25 protein-coding genes are annotated in these 26,902 nt (G+C 41.4%); 16 read left to right on the plus strand and 9 right to left on the minus strand.

Annotated elements, in window-relative coordinates; all coding sequences use genetic code 11:
• From HXT57_RS02075 to HXT57_RS02090, 4 genes are all read right to left on the minus strand, one after another.
• On the minus strand, window positions 1-729 hold the full coding sequence (locus HXT57_RS02075; protein WP_103013942.1) for an aspartate/glutamate racemase family protein: 729 nt from the start codon (window positions 727-729) through the stop codon (window positions 1-3).
• 35 nt (window positions 730-764) lie between these two features.
• Entirely contained in the window at window positions 765-2,006 is a 1,242-nt protein-coding gene (locus HXT57_RS02080; protein ID WP_081378923.1) for a carboxylate--amine ligase, read from the minus strand.
• 134 nt (window positions 2,007-2,140) lie between these two features.
• Window positions 2,141-3,946, minus strand: a complete 1,806-nt coding sequence (locus tag HXT57_RS02085; protein WP_116440545.1) for a UDP-N-acetylmuramoyl-L-alanyl-D-glutamate--2,6-diaminopimelate ligase — start codon at window positions 3,944-3,946, stop codon at window positions 2,141-2,143.
• A 25-nt stretch (window positions 3,947-3,971) separates the two neighbouring features.
• Complete coding sequence (locus tag HXT57_RS02090; RefSeq protein ID WP_119504672.1) at window positions 3,972-4,751, minus strand: exonuclease domain-containing protein; 780 nt, start codon at window positions 4,749-4,751, stop codon at window positions 3,972-3,974.
• Window positions 4,752-4,900: 149 nt separating this feature from the next.
• Here HXT57_RS02090 and HXT57_RS02095 point away from each other — a divergent pair, with 149 nt between their 5' ends.
• On the plus strand, window positions 4,901-5,578 hold the full coding sequence (locus HXT57_RS02095; protein WP_119504673.1) for a sigma-70 family RNA polymerase sigma factor: 678 nt from the start codon (window positions 4,901-4,903) through the stop codon (window positions 5,576-5,578).
• A gap of 68 nt (window positions 5,579-5,646) precedes the next feature.
• Here HXT57_RS02095 and HXT57_RS02100 read toward each other — a convergent pair whose 3' ends face one another.
• The 4 genes from HXT57_RS02100 to HXT57_RS02115 all read right to left on the minus strand — a co-directional run bounded on the left by HXT57_RS02100 (window position 5,647) and on the right by HXT57_RS02115 (window position 8,751).
• A complete protein-coding gene (locus HXT57_RS02100) occupies window positions 5,647-5,721 on the minus strand; it encodes a 50S ribosomal protein bL37 (protein WP_369803150.1) in 75 nt (24 codons plus the stop codon).
• Window positions 5,722-5,858: 137 nt separating this feature from the next.
• Entirely contained in the window at window positions 5,859-6,359 is a 501-nt protein-coding gene (gene ybaK / locus HXT57_RS02105; RefSeq protein WP_004105119.1) for a Cys-tRNA(Pro) deacylase, read from the minus strand.
• A gap of 168 nt (window positions 6,360-6,527) precedes the next feature.
• On the minus strand, window positions 6,528-7,583 hold the full coding sequence (gene gap, locus HXT57_RS02110) for a type I glyceraldehyde-3-phosphate dehydrogenase (protein WP_004573912.1): 1,056 nt from the start codon (window positions 7,581-7,583) through the stop codon (window positions 6,528-6,530).
• 370 nt (window positions 7,584-7,953) lie between these two features.
• Window positions 7,954-8,751 carry a thiamine diphosphokinase gene (locus tag HXT57_RS02115; protein ID WP_033888660.1) on the minus strand — a complete coding sequence of 266 codons (798 nt, stop codon included), beginning with the start codon at window positions 8,749-8,751 and terminating at the stop codon, window positions 7,954-7,956.
• Window positions 8,752-9,050: 299 nt separating this feature from the next.
• Between HXT57_RS02115 and asnB the strand changes: the two genes are divergently transcribed.
• The 10 genes from asnB to HXT57_RS02165 all read left to right on the plus strand — a co-directional run bounded on the left by asnB (window position 9,051) and on the right by HXT57_RS02165 (window position 19,275).
• Window positions 9,051-10,937: an asparagine synthase (glutamine-hydrolyzing) gene (gene asnB, locus HXT57_RS02120; RefSeq protein ID WP_119504674.1), complete on the plus strand. Its 1,887-nt coding sequence runs from the start codon at window positions 9,051-9,053 to the stop codon at window positions 10,935-10,937.
• Between the two features lie 252 nt (window positions 10,938-11,189).
• Window positions 11,190-11,927, plus strand: a complete 738-nt coding sequence (gene infC / locus HXT57_RS02125) for a translation initiation factor IF-3 (protein WP_064621401.1) — start codon at window positions 11,190-11,192, stop codon at window positions 11,925-11,927.
• Window positions 11,908-12,102, plus strand: coding sequence for a 50S ribosomal protein L35 (gene rpmI, locus HXT57_RS02130; RefSeq protein ID WP_004128670.1), 195 nt, complete (start codon window positions 11,908-11,910; stop codon window positions 12,100-12,102). Before infC ends, rpmI begins: the two co-directional genes overlap by 20 nt.
• 68 nt (window positions 12,103-12,170) lie before the next feature.
• Complete coding sequence (rplT, locus tag HXT57_RS02135) at window positions 12,171-12,554, plus strand: 50S ribosomal protein L20 (protein WP_004105106.1); 384 nt, start codon at window positions 12,171-12,173, stop codon at window positions 12,552-12,554.
• 94 nt (window positions 12,555-12,648) lie between these two features.
• Window positions 12,649-13,608, plus strand: coding sequence for a site-specific tyrosine recombinase XerD (xerD, locus tag HXT57_RS02140; RefSeq protein ID WP_116440631.1), 960 nt, complete (start codon window positions 12,649-12,651; stop codon window positions 13,606-13,608).
• Window positions 13,609-13,656: 48 nt separating this feature from the next.
• Window positions 13,657-14,496, plus strand: coding sequence for a ParA family protein (locus HXT57_RS02145; RefSeq protein WP_004110398.1), 840 nt, complete (start codon window positions 13,657-13,659; stop codon window positions 14,494-14,496).
• A gap of 190 nt (window positions 14,497-14,686) precedes the next feature.
• Window positions 14,687-16,612 (plus strand): translational GTPase TypA, encoded by a 1,926-nt coding sequence (gene typA / locus HXT57_RS02150; RefSeq protein ID WP_064621387.1) that lies wholly within the window; start codon window positions 14,687-14,689, stop codon window positions 16,610-16,612.
• Window positions 16,613-16,655: 43 nt separating this feature from the next.
• Complete coding sequence (locus HXT57_RS02155; RefSeq protein ID WP_041160476.1) at window positions 16,656-17,063, plus strand: hypothetical protein; 408 nt, start codon at window positions 16,656-16,658, stop codon at window positions 17,061-17,063.
• Window positions 17,064-17,200: 137 nt separating this feature from the next.
• Window positions 17,201-18,196: a prephenate dehydratase domain-containing protein gene (locus HXT57_RS02160; RefSeq protein ID WP_116440547.1), complete on the plus strand. Its 996-nt coding sequence runs from the start codon at window positions 17,201-17,203 to the stop codon at window positions 18,194-18,196.
• Complete coding sequence (locus tag HXT57_RS02165) at window positions 18,190-19,275, plus strand: prephenate dehydrogenase (protein ID WP_116440548.1); 1,086 nt, start codon at window positions 18,190-18,192, stop codon at window positions 19,273-19,275. Before HXT57_RS02160 ends, HXT57_RS02165 begins: the two co-directional genes overlap by 7 nt.
• Before the next feature lie 23 nt (window positions 19,276-19,298).
• Here HXT57_RS02165 and HXT57_RS02170 read toward each other — a convergent pair whose 3' ends face one another.
• Window positions 19,299-19,592 (minus strand): DUF6725 family protein, encoded by a 294-nt coding sequence (locus HXT57_RS02170; RefSeq protein ID WP_012913969.1) that lies wholly within the window; start codon window positions 19,590-19,592, stop codon window positions 19,299-19,301.
• Window positions 19,593-19,677: 85 nt separating this feature from the next.
• On the opposite strand from HXT57_RS02170, the gene HXT57_RS02175 reads away from it, so the two are divergent.
• The 5 genes from HXT57_RS02175 (at window position 19,678) to HXT57_RS02195 (ending at window position 26,843) form a co-directional block, all read left to right on the plus strand.
• Entirely contained in the window at window positions 19,678-20,646 is a 969-nt protein-coding gene (locus tag HXT57_RS02175; protein ID WP_116440549.1) for a tyrosine recombinase XerC, read from the plus strand.
• A 386-nt stretch (window positions 20,647-21,032) separates the two neighbouring features.
• A complete protein-coding gene (locus HXT57_RS02180; RefSeq protein WP_004110383.1) occupies window positions 21,033-22,661 on the plus strand; it encodes a peptide ABC transporter substrate-binding protein in 1,629 nt (542 codons plus the stop codon).
• A gap of 201 nt (window positions 22,662-22,862) precedes the next feature.
• Window positions 22,863-23,789 (plus strand): ABC transporter permease, encoded by a 927-nt coding sequence (locus HXT57_RS02185; protein ID WP_004105077.1) that lies wholly within the window; start codon window positions 22,863-22,865, stop codon window positions 23,787-23,789.
• Window positions 23,790-23,801: 12 nt separating this feature from the next.
• The gene (locus tag HXT57_RS02190; protein WP_064621766.1) at window positions 23,802-24,794 is read left to right on the plus strand and encodes an ABC transporter permease; all 993 of its coding nucleotides are present in this window, start codon (window positions 23,802-23,804) and stop codon (window positions 24,792-24,794) included.
• Between the two features lie 24 nt (window positions 24,795-24,818).
• Window positions 24,819-26,843, plus strand: coding sequence for a dipeptide ABC transporter ATP-binding protein (locus HXT57_RS02195; RefSeq protein WP_033888614.1), 2,025 nt, complete (start codon window positions 24,819-24,821; stop codon window positions 26,841-26,843).
• Window positions 26,844-26,902: the final 59 nt, after the last annotated feature.

A 26,902-nucleotide genomic window follows, 5' to 3' on the forward strand; every position in this document is an offset into this window, starting at 1 on the left:
CTACTTCATTCGCAAAGATTTAGCTTTTTCTACAGTATTTTTTACAAGTACTGCTTGAGCGTCAACTAACGGTATTTGCGGAAGAGGAAAAGCTTCATTAAGTACGCTTAATTCTGTGCAACCCAAAATAAGTGCGTCGCAACGGCACGCTCCTGCAGGGTCAAGCATGTCGCTTAAAACGGACTCGTAACGGCGTAAATTAAGATTACCTGTGCCTTTTACATCATCATAAATAAGTGATGTAATGCGTTTTTGTAAATCGTCGTCGGGTGCTACGAATGTGTATCCTGCTTCTTCTATAGCGCGCTGATACACTCCAGCTTTACGCGACCCTGCAGTACCTAAGAATCCAATACGGTTACATTTAGACTTTGGGTAACGTTTAGAAACTTCAGCTACAGCACCACGCGGCATATGTATAATTGGCACGTCGGTAAGTGCTTGGAACTTATCGTAAAAGTAATGCGCAGTATTGCACGTGAGCACAATAAATGAAGCACCCATCGCAGTTGCTTTAGCTATGTCGTCTGCAAGAGTAGGGAATGGGCTTTCGGATGATTCGCCAACAATATATGCTGTTCTATCTGGCACAGAAGCATCATTGAATACCACATAATCTAAAAACTCTTGATCGTTATGTGCATGCGTTTCTTTATTAAGTAAACGAATATAGCTTTCTGTTGCAAGTGTGCCCATGCCGCCAAGTACAGCAAAAAACGGACGTTTCATTGTCTCATATTCCCTTCAAAGTTACGTAATAATTTTCACGCTTTATTGCGGAAAAATTCTGCGTAACGCCTTGTGTAAATTGAAAACATATGACGAATCATCAACCAGCGTAGCAGATTCATATCTTTTTTATATTCTAGCGTAGTGCCCCAATCGCCGCGACGAATCATATTAAGACCGCGCTTCTTTTCATCGCCTTCTGCTACATAATTGCAAAATATCGATCGCGGAATCTCCATCCACAACTTTTCTCCACGACCGAACACAGTATTTCCGTCAAAAGGCTTATGGTCAATTAAATCTTCAACAAAATATTTAGCAATATTAAATCCGTTTAAAGTGACGAAATAGCTTGAACGGCCTTGGCGTAAATTGATTTCAAAAAGCTTATATTTTCCGTCTCTCTCATCGTATTTCATATCAAAATTAGCTACGCCAACGTAATGTATATCTTCCAAAAATGCTTTAATATTTTGGAAAACTTCTTCATTGTAGTCTGGAATAATAGCTGCATAATTGCCAATCGCTTCTGGAGTTGGATCCTCCAGCAGAGGGTGTCCTAGAAACATCATGCGCACATGATGATTGCTATCAACGTAAGCGTTTAGCACACGCATGCGGCTGTCGTCTCCAGGAATAAAGTCTTGCAAAATCATTTCGTCATCGTAGCCAGCTTTGTACGAGCGTTGAATAAGAGTATCAAGTTCTTGCGGAGTATTGATAATAAAAGCTTTTTTACGTCCCTCAAAATCAATATCAAGCCATTTAGTGCTATTCGCTGGTTTCATAGCAATAGGGAAGCTGAATGGCAAATCTTCATAAGCGTGCGCTGCTACTTCTTGAGCGTTTACAACTTTAGTTTTTGGATGAGGAAGATTGTATTTTTCACAAGTTTTATAGAATGAGCTTTTAAGGCTAAGCTGGCGATTGAGCGAATTTGGCAATGTGTGGAAAGCAAAATATTCGTGCAATTCATCACCGCATTGGCTTAGAAGGTTCGCATATACGTCGCCGCAAGGAATAAGCAGAAGTTTGGTATTAGGATGCTCTTGATGCCATGATTTAGCAAAATTAAGCATTGTATTGCGGAATGTAGGAAGTTCTCCAAAGCCTGGAACAATTCTCACATCGACAATTTTGCTAAATTTCGTAGGTGAAAGTTGGAAGTGCGCAAAAGCAATTGAAGTAATGCCATATTCTTCATGGAATGCTCGAGCCATGCCGTATGCGTTTATATCGCTACCGAGTAACACAGGTTGAAATCGTTGATTCTTCATTTGTATCTTCTTCATTTGTTTTAATTTGTTATTTAACTTGTTTGTTATTTAGTTTGTTAGCTAGCTTGTTAGTTAGTTTATGTAGTAATTGCGTTTATTTTATTCGTATATTTTCATACTTTCGCATAAGCGTATTACAGACCAAAAAGACGCTTTATTACGAATGAATCACCCTCATACGGCACATGCTTTCGTTTGTTTTTAATCCAACGTTCATCGCCCTTACCGATAGCAAGAAGAATGTTTAATCTTCCATTTTTTTGTTCGCTACTTGCTGCATCGTTGTAAGCGCATTCTATTGCTTCAGCTCTGTCGATAATAATGCGTGAAGAAACATTTGGGTTCGTAACATAACTTTGCATATCCTCGCAAATATGCATTACGTCTTCAGTATCAGTATCTTCAGTAGTGAAAATAAACTGTTCTATGCGGTTTTGCGCGGCTTCAACAATTTCTTTACGACGGTCGACAGCTTTATCTCCTGTGGAACCAGTTATTAGCGTAATTCGAGGATTAAATTTGCCGTAGCGTTCTTCTACAAAGTCAAGAACTGATTTTGTAGAAATGTAGTTATGCGCATAGTCGACAACCGCAATCATGTTTGAGTGCGTGTCTTTGAAAACTTCCATGCGTCCAGAAATTTTCACATTCTCAATAGCGTGTAGTGCGTGTAAATCAGTATCCTGATTAATTCCCAATTCTCCTGCAATAGCGATTGCAGCTAAAGCATTTTCGTAGTTAAAATCTCCTGCAATAGACAATGCGAATTCGTCAATAGGGCAGTAGTGCACGTCTTCTTCGTAGTCGTTATCTTCATAGTCGTCGTCTTCGCTTGAGTCTCGCATAGCGATGCAATGTGATTCACTATTTTCTACTGGCATTGCAATGTAGTCAGGAGTAAGTAATTCCGTGTAATCGTCATCGTTAGCAGGCGCGCAATAATTTATGCGATCGTCGTCAAGATCATCGAAATTGTCATTTTCGCAAGCATCGCCTTCTATTTCATCTTTTTTAATGCGAGCAAAAGTTGTTACGAGCACATTGTTGCGTTCCGCATCTTGTAAAAGAAGATCTGCGTGATCTGTATCAGAATTTAGTACTAAACGCTTAGTATTTGCAATAATTTGTCGTTTGCAATACAAGTAATCTTCAAAAGTTGGGTGCTCAATAGGGCTAATGTGGTCTGGGCTAATGTTTAAGAATGCTGCAACATCGAATTTAAGACCGTATACGCGATTCACCTTATAAGCTTGCGAAGAAACTTCCATAACAAGATACTTCATGCCGTTATCTACAGCTTCGCGCATCATTTTGAAAGCATCAAAACTTTCAGGAGTAGTTAAATTAGATTCAACGTAATTTTTTCCGTCTACGCAATTATCTACTGAAGAAAACAGTGCTGCTTTACCGTGCGAATGGGAGTTTAGGATAGCGTGAGTAAAGTAGGCTGTAGTTGTTTTGCCTTTAGTTCCAGTAATTCCAACAATAGTGAGTTTTTCTTGTGGATTTCCAAAGAATGCTGCTGCAAGCACGCTCATTGCTTTTTTAGCATCCGTAACAATTAAACCAACAGCTTTTGTGTATTGTGCGTAGCTTTGTTCAGCAACATATGCAGTAAGTCCTTTGTTGTCTGCATCTAAAAGATATTCCGACTTAAAATTGCCTTTAATAAACAGAAGTGTTCCAGATTTAATATCGCGAGTATCGTAAGTTGCGTTAGTAAAGCACTTATCTGCATCAATATTTGGGAAATAATACGGATTTAAAGACCATATTTCATTGCGAGAATGAGTAGAGTCTATAGTTTTTTCTTTAGTATTAGCACCATTAGCAGTATTAGTATCTTCTGCTTTACCATATTGAATCATTTCGCGTAACAATCCATAGTGTTGCAAAATTTCACTTGCGTTTGCTAGTGACAACGTGTTATGCATGATCATAATTTACTTCTTTTCACCAAATGTTTTATAGCCATGTTCCAGTAATAGGCTCACGTCCGTGAGATTGCAGCCATTGATTGAAGCTATCTCGCCAATTAATATAAGCTTCGCGCTGCCAATCCATCATAGTATTCAGCCTCATGCAACTTACTGACTCATATAGTTTGCTCATTGGAGCAATCAAATCAAGAGCTGCAACTGTGTCTGCTGTAGCATCGTGGAAATCTCCGATTGGTTCAACCCCGTAAAACTGAGATGTAATAGTGAGAGTACGCTTGCCGGATCTTCTAGAAACAGCCCTATCGATAACAAGAGGGTCAACAGTAAGAATGTCATTAGCGTTTAGTGCATGTATTGAACAAGTTGCGCGTTCTTCTAGCGCAGTAAGATGCCAATGCTTCAAGTCGTGACGTAACATTGCAATATCAAATGGAGCGTTATAAGCAAGTAGTGGAATATTCTTAGCTTGAGCCATGCTTACTGCGCGTGCAAGGAATTCAAGTTCTTCTTCAGGCTCTCCGCCGTGTTCTTGAAGGTATTCGTCTGTGAAACCATTTACTTCGCTTGCCTTAGGATTCATAGGCTGATGAGGGTTAATTAACCAAGTTGATACCACATCTCCATCGTGAGCTAGTTCAGGATTGCGTAATACTAGAGTTGCAGAAACAATGGCATCTTTACCAATATTTGCACCTGTAGTTTCAGTGTCGAAACCAAGTAACCATGATTCAGCAAGTAATGTATTCTCAGCTTGCTTAGGTGCTAAATCTAAAGCATTTAACAATTCTTGAATATGAGTTGGCATAGTCACAATACTACCGCAATGTCACGCAATGTCACACTATGCCGCGCTGCATTATTGTGCTGCGATGTGTTATCATCTCGCGCTGCGCTACACTATGCAATACGATAAATCAGTAGCGATATGTGCAAAGTAAAAGTATTATTGACTATATGAGTGAGCAAATCGAGAAGACAAATGTTATGTGCTCTAAAAGCGTAAGAGTTAAAAAACAAAATGCAAAAAATTGTAATGCTCGCTTATTTAGTGATCGTTTAGTAGATACTAAGCAAAGTTCTGCAATGGAAAGTCGACGCAAAAGATTTGAACAACTTGTATCTACTTGCGTTGATCCTTTGTACACTCAAGCTATGCGTCTTACGCAAAATGCGCAGGATGCGCAAGATTTAGTGCAAGATACTTTTGAGCGCGCTCTTAAATCTTTTGAAACTTTTCAGCCTGGCACGAATTTTGCTGCCTGGATTAACAGGATTGAACGAAATTTGTATTTTAATCAGTACGCGAAAGCAAAACGAAGCCCTAAACGTGCTAACGATGAAACTGGTGACTACAATGATTGGGATATCTATGAGGCTTCTAATCATTGCGCAAAAGGAATGCTTTCTGCTGAACAAGAATATTTAGAAGGGTTTGCTCCACAAGAGATTATTGCTGCGCTTAGTAAGTTGCCGCCTGAGCGTAGAAAAGTTTTTATTGAAGTCGCTATTCGAGGTAAATCTTATAAACAAATTGCCCAAGAAGAAGGCGTAAAAATAGGAACTGTTATGAGCAGACTTAACCGCGCTCGCATGCAACTCAAACGTGAGCTTTCTGATTATTCTAGTGAATAAAAGTATGTTAAAACGAAAAAGCCCACGATTGACGTGGGCTTTACAGTATGTATAAGCGAATTTATAGTTTAAGCATTTGGTCTTTTACCATGATTCGCTGCTTTTTTACGACGCGCCTTGCGCTTGCGGCCACGCATACCCATAATGCACTCCTTAACGATTAATGAACAACCTTAGGGATTATCGCACGTTGCCAAGACGTTATATTTGCCAACGTACTAATCCCGTGCGAGTAATCACTTGTTGGTAGCAATATTTGCAGTGATAAAGCTTATGTTGCTTATGCTGCTATATCAGCTACAGTTGCGTTTAATAATGTTACGATATCTTGAGGATTAAGAACTACGTCCAATCCTCGTTTTCCTCCAGAAACAAGAATCTCATCAAATTGCATTACGCTACTATCTAGTACTGTTTCATGGTGCGTTTTTTGTCCGAATGGTGAAATTCCGCCAACTACGTAGCCGCTTTCTCGTTGCGCAACTTCTGGGCTTGTCATACTTGCTTTCTTTGCGTGTACGGCTCCTGCAATTGCTTTCATATTGAGACGTCCGTTTACTGGAACAATTCCAACTACTCGCTTTTCACCAGTGTCAACCATGAGAGTTTTGCAAACTTGAGCTGCGCTTACGCCTAGCTTTTCAGCAGCCTCAATTCCGTAGCCGTCGTCCATGTGATCAGCGTCATGCTCGTATTGCGCTATGCGGAAGGTGATGCCTGCGTTTTCGAGTTGCGCAATAGCAGGAGTTGCTTTTCCGGTTTCTGCATGTTTTTTACTCATTTTGTTACCGTGCCTTATACTCAGCCATCAAATTCTGTTACATGATATGCTATACCGACTGTTGACTTAACATATAAACCCCTTGTGTAGCTTAGAAAGCAGCACAAGGGGTTTTTGATATATTAAATATTCGCACAACCAGCTATTGCTGATTGATGCTTAGCGAAATTACTCGGAGATTTCAGCGAAGTAAAGAAGGGTGCGAATCATGTTGGAGGTGAAGCCGTACTCGTTGTCGTAGAAGGTAACGGTACGAGCCAAAGTTACACCGTCAACAGTGTTCACGTCGGTCTGAGTTGGATCGAAAACGCCACCGTGGGTGTCGCCGATGATGTCAGAAGACACGATGCTGTCTGCATTGTAACCGAAGTACTCGCAGTTTTCGAAAGCCTTCTTGAAAGCGTCGTTAATTTCTTCAGTGGTTGCTGGCTTCTCAAGAACAGTAGTCAACTCGGTAACAGAGCCGTCTGGAACTTGAATGCGCTGTGCGTGACCCTGGAGCTTGCCGTTAACTTCTGGCACAACCTTGCCGATTGCCTTAGCAGCGCCGGTGGAGTGCTCAATGGTGTTGCAAGCTGCGGAACGGTTGTTGCGTGGCTTGGAGCCGCGTGGACCGTCGAGAATCATCTGAGTGCCGGTGTAGGCGTGAATTGTGGTCATGAAGCCGGACTTGATTCCCCAGTTATCTTGAAGCAACTTCACCATTGCGGCCATGGAGTTGGTGGTGCAAGAACCAGCGGAAACAATGTTGTCAGAAGCTTTCAAGATTTCGTGGTTAACACCGAACACAACTGTTGGAGTGGTTTCGTCCTTAGCAGGAGCAGAAATAAGAACCTTCTTAGCGCCTGCGTTCAAGTGAGCCTGGGACTTTTCTGCAGAAGTGTAGAAACCGGTGCATTCGAGAACGAATTCAACGCCATCGTTCTTAACCCATGGAATGTTATTTGCGTCTTTTTCGGCGTAAACCTTATAAGTCTTGCCATCTACAACGATTGCGTCTTCGGTGGAGGTTACCTCAACTGGGGTGCCGTCATCGTGGCGGAATGTGCCGTGGGTGCTGTCATACTTGAGCAAGTAGGCGAGCATCGAAGGGGTGGTCAGATCGTTGATGGCTGCGACTTCGATGTCACCTGCTTGACCGCCGCGAGCTTGAAGCTCAAAAATACGACGGAATGCGAGACGACCGATACGACCGAAACCATTAATACCAATCTTGACTGTCATGTGGTTCTCCCTTGAGTGAGACCTCGTGCGCAACGTTTTAAGCCGCGCTATTTTCGCGATGAAAACTCACGCATTTAGGTCATCGTTATTTGAATTAACGGTGTTCATTTTAGTGTGCGGTATGTACGAAGAGTTGTAATATAGCTCACTTTTATTGCAATTGTGCATTGTGAGAACAGTGAGCGTTAACATGCTGTGTTTTATGAGTGTTTTTGTGAATTTTTTGATAGTTTCCAGTTGCGTTTTTGTATAACATTTTACGAATCAATATTGTTCAATTGAACAACGCGTGTAATTTTAAAAAGAAAAAGGCTGACGAGTTTTCAAGTAAAAGATCCTCGTCAGCCATTTGTGCAAACTAAAGTTTGCGCTATTCGTTATACGTCATTGCTTCAGCAGCTGCAGTAGTCGAATATGTTGGAGTAGTCTCACTTTCAAGAGGAACTGCTAATGCTTCCGATATAGAAGCATCAACTTCGCCTAAATCTCCAATTGGTCTTTTAAACCAGCTCACTTGTGGCAATGGAGCGTTAATAGGGAAGGTTACAATAAGTGTTCCTTCATGAACATCAATATGAGCCGGCGTATCATTTAATAATTCGTTACTTAAACCTTGTACTGCATCTCCATGCATGGTTGCGTGTTTAAGCTGATACTTTAATCCAACTTCATTTACATCATTAGAAACTGGAGTATGAGAAAAAACGGAAACTATGCGCAAATCATTTCCAGATGATGCTGGAAAATCAAGAGATCCATCATGTATTGCTGTAACAATTTGACCGTCGCCGTACAAGAATCCAATTCCACCGCGACGCGCTAAACGAACCATAAGTTGAATATTAGAAATAGTATGGTCAACTCGACCACCTAATCCTCCGAAAATATGAAATTCTCGAGAGCCTTTAGCCCAACCGACTTTCAACGCAGAAAGTAAGTCCGGATCATCTTTTTCTGCAGGCAATCTAGTAATAACTGCATCAGTAGGGAGCTTTAATCTAACAGAGTCAAAATCGCCGATGAGCGCATCCACATGCAAACCTAATTTACATGCATGATCCCAGCCTCCATCAGCTGCAATTGTTAAAGCGCGATCTGGCACATGCTCACGCGTATGATCGTAATAATCTCCTGCTGCTAATACTACGCAGCGTTGCAAAGGTTCCATAGCAACATAATAACGCTGCATTTGTACTGATGACATACATTTATAACAAGAGTTTATAAGCGTAGTGTTAACCAACATTTGACTATGTTTTATGCCATTTTTTGGATTTGGTTTTAGCGTATTTTATTGCTTTTATTCCGGCAAATACAGGAATTTTTAGACTAATACTCGCTTAACATAAAGTGCTTGGTGTAATATTGCATGGCAAGTTAGATTTTCCAAGTTATTATGGATTTTCGTTAATTATTTGCTAGTAGACTAACGTAATGCTGTGTTGTATATTCTACGAGGAGAAATAAATGTGCGGAATTGCAGGGTTCATTAATGACACCCCAATTAACGTCAAAAGCCAAATTGTAAAAGATATGACAGATGTGATTGCGCATCGTGGTCCTGACGAGTATGGAACTATGATTGACGAACACGCAGCACTTGGTTTTCGTCGACTTAGCATTATAGATCTTCACGGTGGATCCCAACCTATGTACAACGAGGATGGGAATCTTGCAGTTACTTTTAATGGTGAGATTTATAACTACAAGCCACTTCGCGAAGAACTTATTAAAGCTGGTCACACTTTCCATACTGATTGCGATACAGAAGTATTAGTGCACGGATACGAAGAGTGGGGTAAAGGCTTACTTAATCGTTTACGCGGAATGTTTGCATTTGTTATTTGGAACAAGAGTACTCAAGAATTGTTTGGCGCTCGCGACCATTTCGGTATTAAGCCTTTTTATTATGCGCAAATGAATGGTACTTTTATGTACGGATCCGAAATTAAATCTTTACTGCGCCATCCAGATTTTAAGAAGGAACTTAACGAAAATGCGCTTAAGCCGTTTATGACATTCCAATATCCTGCAATTAACGAAACTTTCTTCAAGGGCGTTTTTAAGCTGCGTGAAGGTAATTGCTTTACGTATAAGAATGGCGAAATGAAGATTGAGCAATATTACGATCCTAATTTCAAAGAAACAAAGCAACGCTTGAATGAATTAGTTGATTCTATTGATAAAACAGTTTGTGATTCTGTTCAAGCTCACCAAATTGCGGATGTTGAAGTTGGTTCGTTCCTTTCTTCTGGAGTTGATTCAAGTTATGTTGCCGCTGTTGCGCGCCCTGAACACACATATTCTATTGGTTTTGCTGGTGGAAGATACAATGAATCCAAACAAGCAAGCGAATTGGCAAAAATTATTGGCTTAAACAATAAATCTGAAATTATTGACGCTGCTGACGCATTCCGTTATTTCCCACAAATTCAGTGGTATTTGGACGAACCTGATTCTAATTTCTCTTGCGTCCCATTATTCTTCCTTGCAAAATTAGCTTCGCAAGATTTACGCGTTGTGCTAAGCGGTGAGGGAGCAGATGAATTATTTGCAGGATACATTGATTATGGTGTTCATACGCGTTCTAAACTTATTAAAGTTGTGACTCGCATGCTTGCAAAGTTGCCAAAAAAGTTGCGTTACGCGATTGGTCGAGCTGCAAAGGGTAAGCATTTCCATGGAGCGTGGCATTTGTACGCTAATTTGGCTCCAGCTGAGGAGCATTTTATCGGTCAGTCAAAGGTTTTCAATGAGGAAGATGCTGTAAAACTTTTGAAGCCTGAGTATCGCAAGGGTCCTAGCGTTCGCAGCATTGTTGATGCTATTTACAATAGAATTGCTGGTAAGGGACTTTCTGAAGTGAAGAAAAAGCAATATCTTGATATGCATCAATGGATGCCAGGAGATATTTTGCTTAAGGCAGATAAAATGACTATGGCACATTCTTTGGAGCTTCGCGTGCCTTTGCTTGATCGTGTTCTTATGGATGTTGCAGAAAAAGTTCCTACTAAATATTTAATTACTGATGAAAATACGAAGTTTGCTTTCCGAAAAGCTGCGTCCCGTCATTTGCCAAAAGCTTGGTATGACAGAGAAAAGCTTGGTTTCCCTGTGCCAGTTAAGGATTGGTTGCGTGAGGAACGTTTTTATAAGATTGTCCGTAAGACGTTTGAAAGTGACGATGCTGCTAAATTCTTCGATAGAGATGCTTTACTTCGTATGATTGACGATAATTATGCAAAGAAAAATGACGATCGTCGTAAGATTTGGACAGTTTACACATTCCTGACTTGGTATGATGTGTACTTTAATCATGATGGATTGAAGCCTGAGCCAATGCAGTTAGCGTAGAAATCGCATAGTTCTAGCTTTGATTTGTGGCAGTCAAAACGCGTTTCGTGTGTTGGCTGCTTTTTGTCAAGGCTTCTAGTAAAATGAATATTCGGCTTGAGTAATCAAGAAAGTGGGATGTCCCCACCTGGAAGCCTACTGTGGTTTCGGGTTCATGACTTCGGTCACGCAAGTTAGCTCTTGTGCTGCTTGCTGCGCTGTTATATAGCGTTTTATTGATATGAAGTGGTGAATCTTAAGCTCTTGGACTTCTTGGTGTATTACATCTTACAAGTATTTAGAAGGATTGGAGTCATCATTAGCGACGAACCACGCATTAACGAGGAAATTCGAGTCCCTCAGGTGCGCCTTATTGGTCCAAAGGGCGAGCAAGTGGGAGTTATCGCAACCTCTGTCGCGTTAAACCTTGCAAGGGAAGCTAACCTCGATCTTGTCGAAGTTGCACCTACTGCTAAGCCTCCAGTAGCCAAGCTTATTGACTACGGTAAGTACAAGTACAACGAAAAGATTAAGGCTCGTGAAGCACGTCGTAATCAGACCGTCGCAGAGGTTAAGGAAATTCGTTTCCGTCTCAAGATCGACGATCATGATTTCGATGTGAAGAAAGGTCATGTGCTTCGTTTCTTGAACGGCGGAGACAAGGTAAAAGTAACTATTATGTTGCGTGGCCGTGAGCAATCTCGTCCGGTTGGTGGCGTTGAATTGTTGCGCCGACTTGCAGATGAGGTCTCTGAAAGTGGCACAGTAGAGTTTGCGCCAAAGCAAGAAGGTCGAAATATTATTATGACTCTTGCTCCAAAAGGCAAGAAAATTCATACACAGTCTGAGCAACGTCGTCGTGGCGCTGAATCTCGCGCTGAGCGTCAAGCTCGTCAGGCTGCTCGTCTTGCAGCTAAGCAAGAGGTTCAGTCACAAGCTGCAGCTGCAGTAAATGCTATGCAATCCGATCAACATCACAAGGAGGGCAGCAATGCCGAAGATGAAAACTAATTCCGCAGCGTCCAAGCGCGTTCGTCTTACCGGTACCGGTAAGGTGATGCACGATGGTAGCGCCATGCGCCACAACTTGGAGCACAAGTCGGCTCGTAAGCGTCGTGCTCTTTCTGAAGATAAAGTATTGGCTACTGCGCAGAGCAAGAAGCTTAAGGGCTTGCTCGTTAAGTAAGTAACAAGTAAGAATTGCTTGTAAACGAATACGCAATCGAAAATTTTTAAGAAAGCTGAGGAATACTTATGGCACGAGTAAAGCGCGCAGTAAACGCTCACAAGAAGCGTCGCGTTGTTCTTGAGAGGGCTTCTGGTTACCGCGGTCAGCGCTCCCGTCTTTATCGCAAGGCAAAGGAACAGCTGCTCCACTCATTTACTTATAACTTCCGCGACCGCAAGGCTCGCAAGGGTGATTTCCGCAAGTTGTGGATTCAGCGCATTAACGCAGCAGTTCGCGCTGAAGGCATCACTTACAATCGCTTCATTCAGGGCTTGCACTTGGCAGGCATCGAATTGGATCGTCGCGCTCTTGCTGAGCTCGCAGTTTCCGATATTGAAGCTTTCAAGGCTGTTGTCGAAGCTGCTAAGGCTGCATTGCCAGCTGATGTAAACGCTCCAGTTGAAGCCTGATTTTGCTTTAATAGAGTTCTATTTTAAGCCCACCAATTTAGGTGGGCTTTTTCTTTTAAATCAACAAATTTACTTATTAGCTATAATTATTTTTATGCGCTCAAATCTTGATTCTGACAATAGGGAAAATAATATTCCTGAAGAGTTTGCACTTCATATTCAACGCTTTATTGCGCATATTGATATTGAGCGTGGTCTTTCTAAAAAAACAGTATCTGCGTACGCTTCAGATTTGCAAGATTACACATGCTGGCTTTGCGACGAACGAAAAATAAAAGATATTGCTACTATTTCTCAATTAGATATTGAATCATACATTCGAACTTTGAATGAATTAGGGTTGGGGACTAGGACAGTTGCGCGTCGACTTGCAAGTATTCACGAGTGGCATCGCTTTATGCTTGCTCATGGTGACATACAAGCTGACGTTTCAGCGCAAGTAAAAGCTCCAAAACAAGCAGACTACTTGCCGGATGTTTTAAGTATTGAAGAAGTAAATAGAGTTATTGAAGCTGCAGGGAATTTTGGAAGTTCCGATGCTATTTCGATTAGAGATACTGCTCTTCTCGAGTTTTTATACGCTACTGGAGCGCGAATTTCGGAAGCAGTTGGCGTAAAATTCGAAGATATTGATTTAAACGAATCTGTTGTAAAACTTACAGGTAAAGGCTCTAAGCAGCGTTTAGTTCCGATTGGTGGTTGTGCTGTTCGTGCTCTTCGTAACTATATGGAGAAATCTCGCCCAGAATTAGCGTTAAAGGGCAAACGTGAATTGCACACAATTTTCTTAAATAAGAGAGGTAATGCACTTTCTCGTCAATCAGCATGGGCAATAGTAACGCAAGCTGGCGAGCGTGCAAAACTTGACAAACCATTGCATCCGCATACGCTGCGTCATTCTCTTGCCACGCATCTTATTGCAGGTGGTGCTGATGTGCGCACAGTTCAAGAGCTTCTTGGTCACGCTTCCGTAACAACTACGCAAATTTATACGCATATTAGTCCCGACGCATTAGTTGAAGCTTACGTAATGAGTCATCCTCGAGCTAAATAATTTTATGCTCAGAGTTTCGTGAGTATACCTGTTGATAAAGTGGGGAACATGCCTACTGATTTACTTGGACGCGAATACGAAACTTTTCATGCACCAGAGCCGTTAACTTCACATGGTCCTGCTCGCATTATTGCAATGTGCAACCAGAAAGGTGGAGTTGGTAAAACTACAAGTTCCATTAATATTGCTGGCGCACTAAGTCAGTATGGTCGTCGCGTTTTGATTGTTGATTTCGATCCGCAAGGTGCGGCAACAGTTGGACTTGGAATTAACGCAAATGCGCTTGATAATACAGTTTATACGGCATTATTTGATTCGTCTGTAGATGTTCACGACGTAATTCGTCATACTGAAACAGAAAATATTGATATTATTCCTGCAAATATTGATTTATCTGCAGCTGAAGTTCAGTTAGTAACTGAAGTAGGACGAGAGCAAATATTAGCAGGTGTATTGCGCAAAGTGCGCGACGAATACGATGTTATTATAGTCGATTGTCAGCCTTCTCTCGGCTTGCTTACTGTAAACGCGTTAACGGCAGCTGATGGTGTGATTATTCCACTTGCTGCAGAGTTTTTTGCTCTTCGAGGCGTGGCTCTTCTTATGCAATCAATTGAGAAGGTACAATCTCGTATTAATCCAAATCTTAAAGTATTTGGAGTTCTTGTCACTATGTACACTCGCACACTTCATAGTGAGGAAGTGTTGCAGCGCATTTATGAAGCTTTCCAAGATCGCGTTTTGCACTCTGTGATTTCGCGTTCTATTAAGCTGCCAGATTCTACAGTTGCTGCAGTTCCTATCACTATTTTTGCTCCTGAACACAAGACTGCAAAAGAGTACCGCGAAGTTGCGCGTGAGCTTATTGCTAAAGGTGTTGTTGCGTAAGTTCTTGTTGTTCTGCGTTAGTGTGGATTAAAAGCTGTCTGCGCTCACTAGTAAAATCGGTGCGGTTTGGCAGTTTACCTATTTGGGTGCTTGTCAATAATGTATATAGCTACTGTTTCAGCCGATATTTATAGCTTAAGCGGTTGCATGTTAATAATTACTTAAACGCGAAGAATGGAAGAGGTTTGTGATGACTGTTCGCGGTGATATTCGAAATGTGGCAATTGTGGCGCACGTAGACCACGGTAAGACCACTCTGGTAAACGCCATGCTTCAGCAGTCGCACGTATTTTCTGAGCGTGAAGAAGTTCCAGATCGCGTTATGGATTCCAATGATTTGGAACGCGAAAAGGGCATTACTATTCTTGCTAAGAACACTGCTGTGCAGTACACAGGTCCATTAGCTGAAAAGTATGGTCATCCAGAAGGTATCACTATTAACGTTATTGATACTCCAGGTCACGCTGATTTCGGTGGTGAGGTCGAGCGTGGTATCTCTATGGTTGACGGCGTTGTTTTGTTGGTTGACGCTTCTGAAGGTCCTCTTCCACAGACTCGCTTTGTGCTTCGTAAAGCTTTGGAAGCTAAGCTTCCTGTTATTTTGTGCGTAAATAAGGTAGATCGTCCAGATGCTCGTATTGAAGAAGTTGTTGGCGAATCTACAGATTTGCTTCTTGGCTTGGCTCAGGATGTTGTCGAGGAAGGTATTGACCTCGATCTCGACGCTTTGCTTGATTTGCCAGTAATTTATTGCGCTGCTAAAGCTGGTTATGCTTCTGTTAATCAGCCTGAAAATGGTGGTTTGCCAGATAACGATAATTTGGAGCCATTGTTTGATTCTATTATTTCGAACATTCCAGCTCCTGAATACGAAGAAGGTGCTCCTCTTCAAGCTCATGTTGCAAACATTGATTCCTCTGACTTCTTGGGTCGTCTCGGTTTAGTGCGAATTTACAACGGAACTTTGGAAAAGGGCAAGACTTACGGTCTTTCTCGCGTCGACGGTTCCATTGAAAACTTCCGTGTTTCTGAGCTTCTTCGCACTCAAGGTTTGGAGCGCACTCCTGTAGCTTCTGCAGGTCCTGGCGACATTGTTGCTGTTGCTGGCGTAAACGACATTATGATTGGCGAAACTATCGTTGACCAAAACGATCCAAAGCCGCTTCCATTAATTCATGTCGACGATCCTGCAATTTCTATGACTTTCGGAGTAAACGATTCTCCTCTTGCTGGAACTGAAGGCAAGGATCATAAGCTTACTGCTCGTATGATTAAGGATCGTTTGGATCGCGAGCTTATTGGTAACGTTTCTATTAAGGTTATTCCAACTGAGCGTCCAGATGCTTGGGAAGTTCAAGGTCGTGGCGAGCTTGCTTTGGCTGTGCTAGCTGAGCAGATGCGTCGCGAAGGCTACGAGCTTACAGTTGGTCGTCCTCAGGTTGTTACCAAGACTATTGATGGTCAAATTAATGAGCCTATGGAAAGCACTACGATTGACGTCCCAGAAGAGTACATGGGTACCGTCACTCAGCTTATGGCTGATCGCAAGGGTCGCATGGATTCTATGAGCAACCACGGTTCTGGTTGGGTTCGTTTGCAATTTACTGTTCCTTCGCGTGGTCTTATCGGTTTCCGCACTGCTTTGCTTTCTGCTACTCGCGGAACTGGTATTGCAAGCTCTATTTCCGCCGGTTATGCTCCATGGGCTGGTCAGATTGTGACTCGTCAGAATGGTTCCATGGTTTGTGACCGCAAGGGTGTTGCAACTCCTTATGCTATGCAGCGTTTGCAAGCTCGTGGCGTATTCTTCGTTGATCCACAAAGCCCAGTTTACGAAGGACAAATCGTTGGTATTAACAACAAGCCAGATGAGCTGGATGTAAACATTACGCTTGCTAAGCACATGACTAACATGCGTTCTTCAACCGCTGATGTTCTCGAGACCTTGACTCCGCCAATCAAGATGAGCTTGGAAGAGTCTCTTGACTTTGCTAACGAAGACGAATGCGTGGAAGTTACACCTGAAGCAATTCGCGTGCGCAAGATTATTTTGAGCCGTGACGAATGGTATAAGTGGCGTGCTAAGCAGCGTCGTCAAAACAACAACGCTGCATGATAATCGCAATATACCAATTAGTAATGGAACGTTAGGTTTTATTATGTCGTCGAAACCGTGGTCGCATCGCTTGCCTTCGTGGGGCAGGTATGCGACCACGTGTGTTTCTGCAGTAATATGCGCGTTGATTGGTACTTTTGCTCATCGCTGCGGTGCAATGGATAACATTCCTTACGGATTCGTATTATCTATGCTTTTGCTGTTTTTGTCTGCTTGGTGTGCAAGATCTCGTAGTGGTTGGAGTGGATTACTTATTCACGCAATAGTTTTCTCCGCGTTTGCTTGGATTCTCGCATTAGATTTTATTGGCAGTGCAATTCTAGTACCTGTTGGTTTCACAATACCGTTGCCATGGTGTTCGCAATATGTTGGATATTTTTGGCTTTACGGCGTTCTTGTTGCTCACTTAGTCTTGCTTTGTATGCCTCAGCGTTGGTTTGTTATTGAATAGTGAAATGAGCAAAGAATTTGCAATAATTTAAGCGTGACTTCGCTGTGAATTTTGCATACAAAGAAGTATTAAGCAGTATTTTTTACAGTAGTCTTGATTACAATATTCTTAACTGCAACAGTTTTTAAGGAATACTTATGAATAGTAGTAACAGTAAGTTCTCACGTAAATTATGCTATTTAGGGCCGGAAGGTTCTTTTACTCATCAAGCAGCTTTAAAAGTTCAGCAGCAGTTACAATCATTTGAGAATTTGCGACTTATTCCAATTGCTTGCGAGAATGTTCTTAGTATTGCTAGTGAAATTGAAGAGCATAACAATTGGGGTGTTATTGCGTGGGAAAACAATATTGAGGGCGTTGTAATACCTAATTTAGATTTACTAATTGATGCAAAGAATATGGTTGGTATTGCTCGCGTAGGAGTCGATATTAGTTTTGATGCTGTTATTTGCAAGTCAGATTCAATCGATAACTGTTCTACTATTGTTGCTCATCCGCATGCGTTGGCACAATGTCGTAAGTTTGCTCAAGAGCGTGGATTGAAAGAAAAAACTGCGTCTTCAAATGCTGCTGCTTGTAGGGATTTAGTTCCTGGAGAAGTTGCTTTATGCCCTAAAATTTGTGCTGATTTATACAATAGGCAGATTGTGAGTGAAGCAGTTGAAGATTTTTCTGGCGCGCGAACTGAGTTTTTAGTGCTAGCTCCTCGAGATCAGGCTTTAGATTTTGTTAATGTGCAGCGAGAAAACTTTTCATCATTTTCCTCAATTATTGCATTTATTCCGCGTTGCACAGGTGCTGGCGTGTTAGCAAATTTGCTTGATGTTGTGCGTGATCATGGTCTTAATATGACTTCCTTTATGTCTAGACCGATTAAAGGGCGAGGCGGTTTATACAGTTTTATTGCAACTGTTGATTCTGCTCCTTGGGATTCTATGTGTAAAGATATGATTCAAGAGGTTGTTGAACATGGTGATTGGGTTCGAGTTTTAGCAGTGTATTCTTCTGATAAACGCAAGAATCCGGTGATGGATGATTGGATGCTACCTCATGGTGGAGTGTGCGTTGAACCTTCAGTTGATGCTTTACGTAATTTGAACGTAATGCGTGCAGAAAGAGAATTATTATGGTAGACGATGCTGAATTTTCTCAAAATTTTTCTGTTGGTATTGTAGGTCTTGGTCTTATTGGTGGATCTCTTGCAAAACGACTTGCTAAACTGGCAAATTGCAACGTATATGCATGGAATCGTCATAATGAGCCTTATGACGAAGCTAAAAGTTTAGGAATTACTTGCGTAGACAATGTGCAAGATTTAGCTAAACTTCGTCCAAATGTTTTGATTTTATGCAATGCTTTAGCCGCTATGCCAAGTATTTTGCATGAAGTTGCACCTTATATTGACAAATCTTGCACAACTATTAGCGATGTTGGTAGCGTAAAAACTTTAGTTAGAAATCAGGTTGCTGCAGCAGGTTTGCAAGATTGCTACGTTGGTGCGCATCCGATGGCTGGTAGTGAATTTACTGGTTGGAAAGCTTCTAGTGGTGAGCTTTTAAATGGTGCTTTGTGGGCTTTAACTGTTGATGATTCTACTGAGTTTTGGCGAGTTAGAAATATTTTGCAAATGATTGTTTCGCTATGCAAGAATCGCGCAATAGTTTTGGATGATGCAACGCACGATAATTCTGCAGCTCTTATTTCTCATATGCCTCATGTTGTTGCAACAGCTCTTGCAAACGTATTATGTGAACAATCTAATCGTGCTATTGCTTTACAACTATCTGCAGGTTCCTGGCGAGATATGACACGAGTTGCTCTTACTGATCCTCAACGCACTCGTGCTATGGTAAGTGAAAATCGGCATAATACTGCGAAATTATTGCGTTCCGTAATTTCTGAGCTAACTTTTGCTGCAAATATGTTAGATAATGATGTTGAAACCGCGGATGCTTTAGAGCAAGAGTTTTTTGCTAAAGCTCAATCTTGGAGAGAATATAAATACTTGCAGCGCAACTCGTCTAAAACTAGTATGCAACAAAGCGATGCTGCAAATAGCAGATTGTGGAAGTATGATTCTCAAATCAATTGGCAGCAGGAATTATTAGAATCCGCGCGCTTAGGAGAATCCATTGTTGAACTTTCCGGATTTAACATCAACGAATCTTCGCAACTGCTATTGCGCTCAGATGCTTCCTTGAGAAATGTGTAAAACTTGCTCCTTATCAGACAATTCTACAGACTAAGCGGCTTTTGGAATTTGCGTTCTGGGATTGGCTTTAAACGGTAAATAGTTTTGGCATCAATGAACATTTCTTCGGCAGCTCTAGTGCCGTTTGCTGCAGGATCTCGAAGTAAATGAAGCATTACCCCGTCCCACTCGAGTACGTGCCCAATTGCATCATGATACTCGATTTTTTGTGTTCCATTGTTATTGTCTTCTATAATTTTGTAAGTTCTTACTACTATGCGCGAGCCTGCAGGTATTTGCTGTGGTAGTGTAGTTAAATTCCGTGTTTGTGTGTTCATAACATGCTCCTTGTTGTATTATGCATGTGACTGAAGTATATGGCAAACGTTTTGTTTTAAACTTTTATGGAAGGGTGAGTTAAGTATGAGCAACAATAAATTTGTTTCTGAAAATTTCTTAGGCTTACCTTCTAAATATATGAGTTTAATAGATGATTATATTGATTATGTTCGTGCTAATAAAGGCTTGGGTGAACGCACGCAGAAAGCTTATGCCAGTGATATTTTGCAATGTTTAGCATGGTGTAATCGGCACGGATTTAATAATATTTCGGAGCTTACTACGGATGATTTGCGTTCGTGGATGGCTGATGAGTCGCGAAGTCATGCGCGTTCAAGTTTGGCTCGCAAAGTAGTTGCGGTGCGTGGTTTTTTTGCGTGGTGTCAGCATGTTGAATACATAAGCGGTAATCCTGCAGAAATTTTAATGACGCCAAAAATTAAAAATATGCTGCCATCTGTTTTGGATGAATATCAAGCAGAATCATTAATGAATAATGTTGATTCTAAAGCTAATGTTTCAACTTCGTGTCCCAAAAATCAGAAAGCTATAGGACTTCGCAATGCTGCAATTCTGGAGCTTTTATATGCGACTGGTATTCGTGTTGGTGAGCTTACTAGTTTAAATATTCAGGATATTAATTTTTCCTCGCACACTATAAAAGTTACTGGTAAGGGAAATAAGCAGCGTGTTGTGCCTTTTGGGGTTCCTGCTTATAAAGCTTTATCTGCTTGGATTTCTAAAGATGGACGAGAAATTTTATTGCGAAATTCTGTTGAAGAGGCAGTATTTCTTGGTACTCGCGGAAAGCGTATTGATCAGCGTTTGGTAAGGCAGATTGTGCATGACGAGGCTAAAAGTGCGCATGTTCCGGATATTTCTCCTCATGCTTTGCGGCATAGTGCTGCTACGCATATGTTGAATGGAGGGGCAGATTTACGCGAAGTGCAGGAATTATTGGGTCATTCATCGCTTAATACTACTCAGCGTTACACTCATGTTTCTATTGAATCTTTAAAACGTAAGTATTCTCAAGCTTTTCCGCGTGCATGATAGTAAATGTTTTAAACATTCAATTATTCATATTTAACATGTTTTTTACATAATAAATATGTTAATTTACATTTTTGTAATATACATATATCTATAAAAAACAATAAATTTTACTATATAAATAATAAAATTTTCGGTATTTATAATTAAATCTAGACTTAAATAATTAATTATTACTAATATACAATATTTTTTTCAATTTTCTTTTACTATTGCATTGTTTGTAAAAATACGTATCATTGAATTTTAATCAACGAAGAGGCCTCGTCATTGGCTTGCGAGAATCCATCTGGCAATAAAAACCGGATGGATTTTTATGTTTTAGCTGATGTTTGGCTTTTTTGTGATATGACAATCCTGCCTACCAGACGTTAGGAGAAAAATATATGAAGAATAAGGCTTTGGCTTTCGCTGCTGCTGCCTGCTCGCTGGCAATGTTACTTGGTGGCTGTGGCTCTTCCGCTAAGAATGCACAAACAAACGGTGGCAAGGTTATTATTACCGTTTCAAACTCTGAGCCACAAAACGAATTAGTCCCTGGAAATATTAACGAAAATGCTGGCGCTCGTCCTGCCATGTTGGTTAATTCCACGTTGGTAACTTTCGATGAAAAAGGTAATCCTGTGAATGAGGATGCTGAAAGCATCACTCCAAATGCTGATGCTACCCAGTACACCGTGAAGGTTAAGAAAGGAAAGAAGTTCAGCGATGGCACTCCTATTACAGCCGAAAGCTTTGTGAAAGCTTGGAGCTTCGTCGCTAACGCTAAGAATGCTCAGAAGTGTGCTTCCTTCTTCCAAACCATTAAGGGTTATGCTGATTTGCAGAAGGATGGTACTAAGGGTGACGAACAGCTTTCTGGTTTGAAGGTTGTTGATGAAAATACTTTTACCGTTGATTTGGAACAGCCAGATTCTGTATTCCCAATTAAGGTTGGCTACTTGGCATTTGCTCCACTTCCGGAATCCTTCTACAAGGATCCAAAGGCTTATGGCGAAAAGCCTGTTTCTTCTGGTCCATACTTGTTCAAGTCTTGGGATCACAACAAGCAGATTGAAGTTGTGAAGAACCCAGATTACGATGGTCCACGTAAGGCTCAGAATGATGGCGTAACTTTCAAGGTTTATACAGATGGTAACGCTGCATACCGCGATGTGCAGGCTGGAAACCTCGATATGACTGATAATATTCCAGATACCCAAACTAAGACTTTCCAGAAAGATACAACTGTTAAGGCTTACAACCGTCCAGGTTCTGTAATCCAACAGTTCACTATTCCTTCAAGTCTCCCGCACTTTGATGTAAAGACTGAAGAAGGTAAGCTTCGTCGTCAAGCTATTTCTATGGCTATAGACCGTAAGGTGATTATCAACAAGATTCTCAATGGCACTGCTTCTCCTGCGAACGAATTTACTTCTCCATTGACTCCAGGCTATAAGGCTGATCTTAAGGGTCATGAGAACGTAGAATTTAATGCAAAGAAAGCTAAGGAACTTTGGGCTAAGGCAGATAAGATTTCTAAGTATGATGGATCTCTTACTTTCTCCTACAATGCCGATGGAAATGCAAAGTCTGTGTTTGATGCTGTTGTGAATTCCCTCAAGAATAATCTTGGAATCAAGGCTGAGACCACTCCAATTCCTACATTCCAGGAATTCCGTAATGCTTGCGCTAAGCGTCAGATTAAGGGTGCATGGCGTGCAGGTTGGATGCCAGATTATCCAAGTGCAGAAAATTACTTGACTCAGGAATTTGCTTCCGTTGCAGCTGATGGCAATGGTTCCAACGAAGGTGATTATAAGAATCCAAAGTTCGACGATTTACTTAAGAAAGCTGCATCTGCTAAGCCAGAAGAGGCTATTAAGCTCTATCAGCAAGCAAACGAAATCCTTCTTGAGGATCTTCCATCTGTCCCATTGTTCTACTCGAACGCTAAGGCTGTGATGGTTCCAACTTTGAAGGGCTTCACAATGGATTGGCAGAATATGCCGCTGTACTATCAGCTTCACAAATAAGCTGGTAGCTAATTAAGAAAACAGCATAGTGTTACATACTTTTTAGAAAGTTAGTAGGTAACACTAGTTGGTTCCTCTTAATAATTTAATATCGCTTATTGCGAAATTGCTGCTCCAGCTAAACTAGTTAAATAAAACTATTGAGCTGGAGCGGCACTTTGTTGTTTTTTGAGTAAGTTTTAACAATTCAAGGAGAATTCGATGGGTAAGTACATTCTGCGTCGTATTTTGCAGATGATTCCTGTTGTTCTCGGCACAACATTATTAGTTTATGCTTTAGTATTTGCTTTGCCTGGAGACCCAGTAAAAGCAATGTTTGGAGAAAAACCTGTTAATCCTGCAGTGGCTGCACAAATACGAGCCGAGTATAACTTAGATAAACCATTTATTATTCAATATTTACTTTTCTTAAAGAATGCTCTTACCCTCGATTTTGGTCATACTTTTGCAGGTCAACCAGTTATCGATGAAATTGGTCGTGCATTCCCGGTTACTGTTCAACTAGCAATTATGGCATTCGCTTTCGAGGCAATATTTGGTGTCATATTTGGCATAATTTCAGGTTTGAAGAAAGGCAAGTGGTATGACAGTGTGATTCTGGTTGTATCTCTTCTTCTTATTTCTGTTCCAACATTTGTGACAGGTTTCGTAGGACAATACTTATTTGGTGTTAAATGGCGCATATTACCAGTTACAGCTAGTAACGATCCTGGATTCTTCGATTTGCTTCTTCCTGCAATGGTTCTTGGTTCTGTGTCTATGGCGTATATCATTCGACTTACAAGATCTGAAATTTCTTCAAATATTTCGCTCGATTATGTGCGTACAGCTCGTGCAAAGGGCTTAAAAGAAGGCTCTGTTATTGTTCGTCACGTTTTGCGCAACTCGCTTATACCTGTCGTCACCTTCTTAGGTCAGGATTTGGGTGCTCTTATGGGCGGTGCAATGATTTCGGAAACGATCTTCAACATTCATGGCGTTGGATTCCTCACATATCAAGGGATTCTAAAAGGAGAAGGAAACCTTGTTGTTTCCATTGTCACGCTTTTGACATTGATATTTGTATTTAGCAATTTTCTTGTTGATATGTTGTACGCGGCTCTTGATCCGCGCATTCGTTACGCGTGAGGGGAGTACACTATGGAAGATAATTTGATGAAAAATGATTTGATTGCAAATAATGCTTCAAATTGCGATATATTACCGGGGCAAGAACGCTACGTTGCACCATTAGACGATACGCCTATTCAAGAAGTGGATTCCGTAGACGAATCCGCTGCTGCAACGAGTATGTGGGCAGATACTTGGAGAACTTTGCGCAGGAATCCATTGTTTATTGTTTCTGCAATTTTGATTATTGCAATTATTTTTGTTGCGTTCTTCCCAAGCATTCTTACAAAGCACAATCCTAATTATTGCGTTTTGGAACACTCTCTTGAGCCAGCTTCAGCCGCGCATCCATTTGGTTTTGATATGCAAGGTTGCGATATTTATGCTCGAGTTGTTTATGGTACTCGTACATCGCTAAGTGTTGGTTTGCTTGCAACTATTTTGGTTGTACTTGTTGGTTCTTTAATTGGTGCGTTAGCAGGATTCTTCGGAGGCTGGGTTGATACTATTCTCAGCCGAATAACTGATATCTTCTTGGCTTTACCAATGCTTCTTGGTGCAATCGTAGTTTTACAAATGTTCCGTACATCTAAATCAATTTGGAAAATTGTGCTTGTTATGGTGCTTTTTGGATGGGTTAGCGTTGCTCGTATTGCACGAAGCGCTGTTATGGAATCAAAAAATCTTGAATTCAATACCGCATCTACTGCTTTAGGATCTACTCCAATACGTAATCTTTTCAAACACATTATCCCGAACTCTTTGGCTCCAATCATTGTTGTTGGAACAACTTCGCTTGGAACTTATATTGTGTTGGAAGCAACATTAAGCTTCCTTGGAATTGGTTTACCAAGTACTACTGTCAGCTGGGGTGGAGATATTTCTACCGCTAGAAATGTTCTTACTACGAACCCAGAAGTCTTGTTCTATCCGTCTATTGCACTCGCAATTACTGTGCTCGCCTTTATTATGATGGGTGATGCTGTAAAGGATGCATTAGATCCGAAGAGCCGTAAGGCGTGAATTTAGCGTGGAGGAATAAAACTTATGAATACAACACGTAAAGATATAGACATTCGCGCCATGCAGCTAGAGCAAGGGCCATTGTTGGAAGTAAAAAATCTCCAGGTTGATTTCACAACAGACTCAAAAAAAGCTGTTCATGCTGTTAGAGATGCTAGCTTCTGTGTTTATCCTGGTCAGTGGGTTGCAATTGTAGGTGAATCTGGTTCAGGAAAGTCCACTTCTGCAATGGCTGTTCTTGGTCTTCTTCCTGGAACCGGTCATGTTACAGGTGGATCTATTAAGCTCAAGGGTAAAGAAATTAGCAGTTTGAAGCCAAAAGAGATTGCTGCCTTGCGTGGTACTGCAATGGGCCTAGTTCCGCAGGATCCTATGAGCAACTTGAACCCTGTGTGGCGTATTGGCGAACAAGTTAAAGAAGCATTAATCGCAAATGGTGTTGACGTTGATCACGAGAAGCGTTCTTCATTAGCTGAGGCTCTTGCAGGCGATTCTGTTCAAGTCAAAAGCAATGAGGATGAAACATTCCTTGGCTCTAAAGAATTACCAGATTTGATTGAAGTTGCTAAGAAAGCTTTGAAAGAAGTTGGGCTTGATGAGCATAACGATGCTGAAAAGTTCAATGAAGCTATTGATTACTACAAGAAAGAGTGGGTTCCAGGCTCTGAAACTCGTTGGCGCGTAGCAGACGATTTAATCAAATATGGTGTAAATGACGACAAAGCTTGGGAAATTGCCAAAAAGTATGTTGTAGGTGCAAGCGTTGAAGATCGTATTGCTGGTTTGCTCGATGAAGCTGGTTTGCCAGATGCTGCAACTCGTGCACGTCAGTTCCCACATGAGTTTTCCGGTGGTATGCGTCAGCGCGCTTTGATTGCTATTGGTTTGGCTTGCCGACCGGACTTGCTTATTGCAGATGAGCCAACTTCCGCTTTGGATGTTACTGTGCAAAAGCGTATTCTTGACCATTTGCATACACTAACTGATTCGCTCGGAACTTCTGTTCTCTTCATTACACACGATTTAGGTTTGGCTGCCTCTCGCGCGCAGCATGTTGTTGTTATGTATAAGGGTCGTGTTGTTGAGTCTGGCCCATCGTTGGAAGTTTTGCAGCATCCTCAGCATCCGTATACAAAGAGACTTGTTGCTGCCGCTCCAAGCTTAGCTTCTCAGCGCATTATTTCTGTTAAAGAACACGGTGGTAACGCTGATAACTTGCTTGAGCATCATGTAGTAGGTGAGCAAACTCTCGAAAAAAGTGAGCATATTATTACTGTGGATCACTTAACTCGTGAGTTTAAGCTTCCTCGCAAGAAAGAGCTTTTTAAGGCTGTTGACGACGTTTCATTCTCTATTAAGCGTGGTACGACGTTAGCTATCGTTGGTGAATCTGGTTCAGGTAAATCTACTGTTGCGAATATGGTTTTGCGACTTCTTAAGCCAACAAGTGGAACTGTTACTTACGAAGGTAAGAATATTTCCGATTTAAAGGGTTCGGATTTGCTTGACTTCCGTCGCCATGTGCAGCCAGTTTTCCAGAATCCGTATGGTTCTTTGGATCCTATGTACTCAATTTATCGTTCAATTGAAGAACCTTTGCGTATTCATAAGATTGGTGATAAAAAGAGTCGTAAAAACCGTGTGGTAGAGCTTCTAGACATGGTTCGTATGCCTGCTTCAGTTATGACTCGATTCCCGAACGAACTTTCTGGAGGACAGCGTCAACGAATTGCGATTGCTCGTGCTATGGCTTTGGACCCAGATGTTATAGTTTGCGATGAAGCTGTATCTGCTTTGGATGTGCTTGTGCAAGATCAGGTTTTGCACTTGCTTAACGATTTGCAGGCGGAGCGTGGTTTGAGCTATTTGTTCATCACACACGATTTGGCTGTCGTTCGTCAGATTGCAGACGAAGTTGTTGTTATGCAGCATGGAAAGCTTGTTGAGCATGCAACTACAGATGAGGTATTCGATCATCCACAGATGGAATACACTCGCGATTTGCTTGATGCAATTCCAGGAGGAAATTTGGAACTTGGTTTAGACTAAATAGTACAAGCTGATAAAAAGGTGCAGGTTTTATAGAATCTGCACCTTTTTATTTTTCT

Source organism: Gardnerella sp. KA00771 (assembly GCF_049244045.1).
In the GTDB taxonomy this organism is placed as follows: domain Bacteria; phylum Actinomycetota; class Actinomycetes; order Actinomycetales; family Bifidobacteriaceae; genus Bifidobacterium; species Bifidobacterium swidsinskii.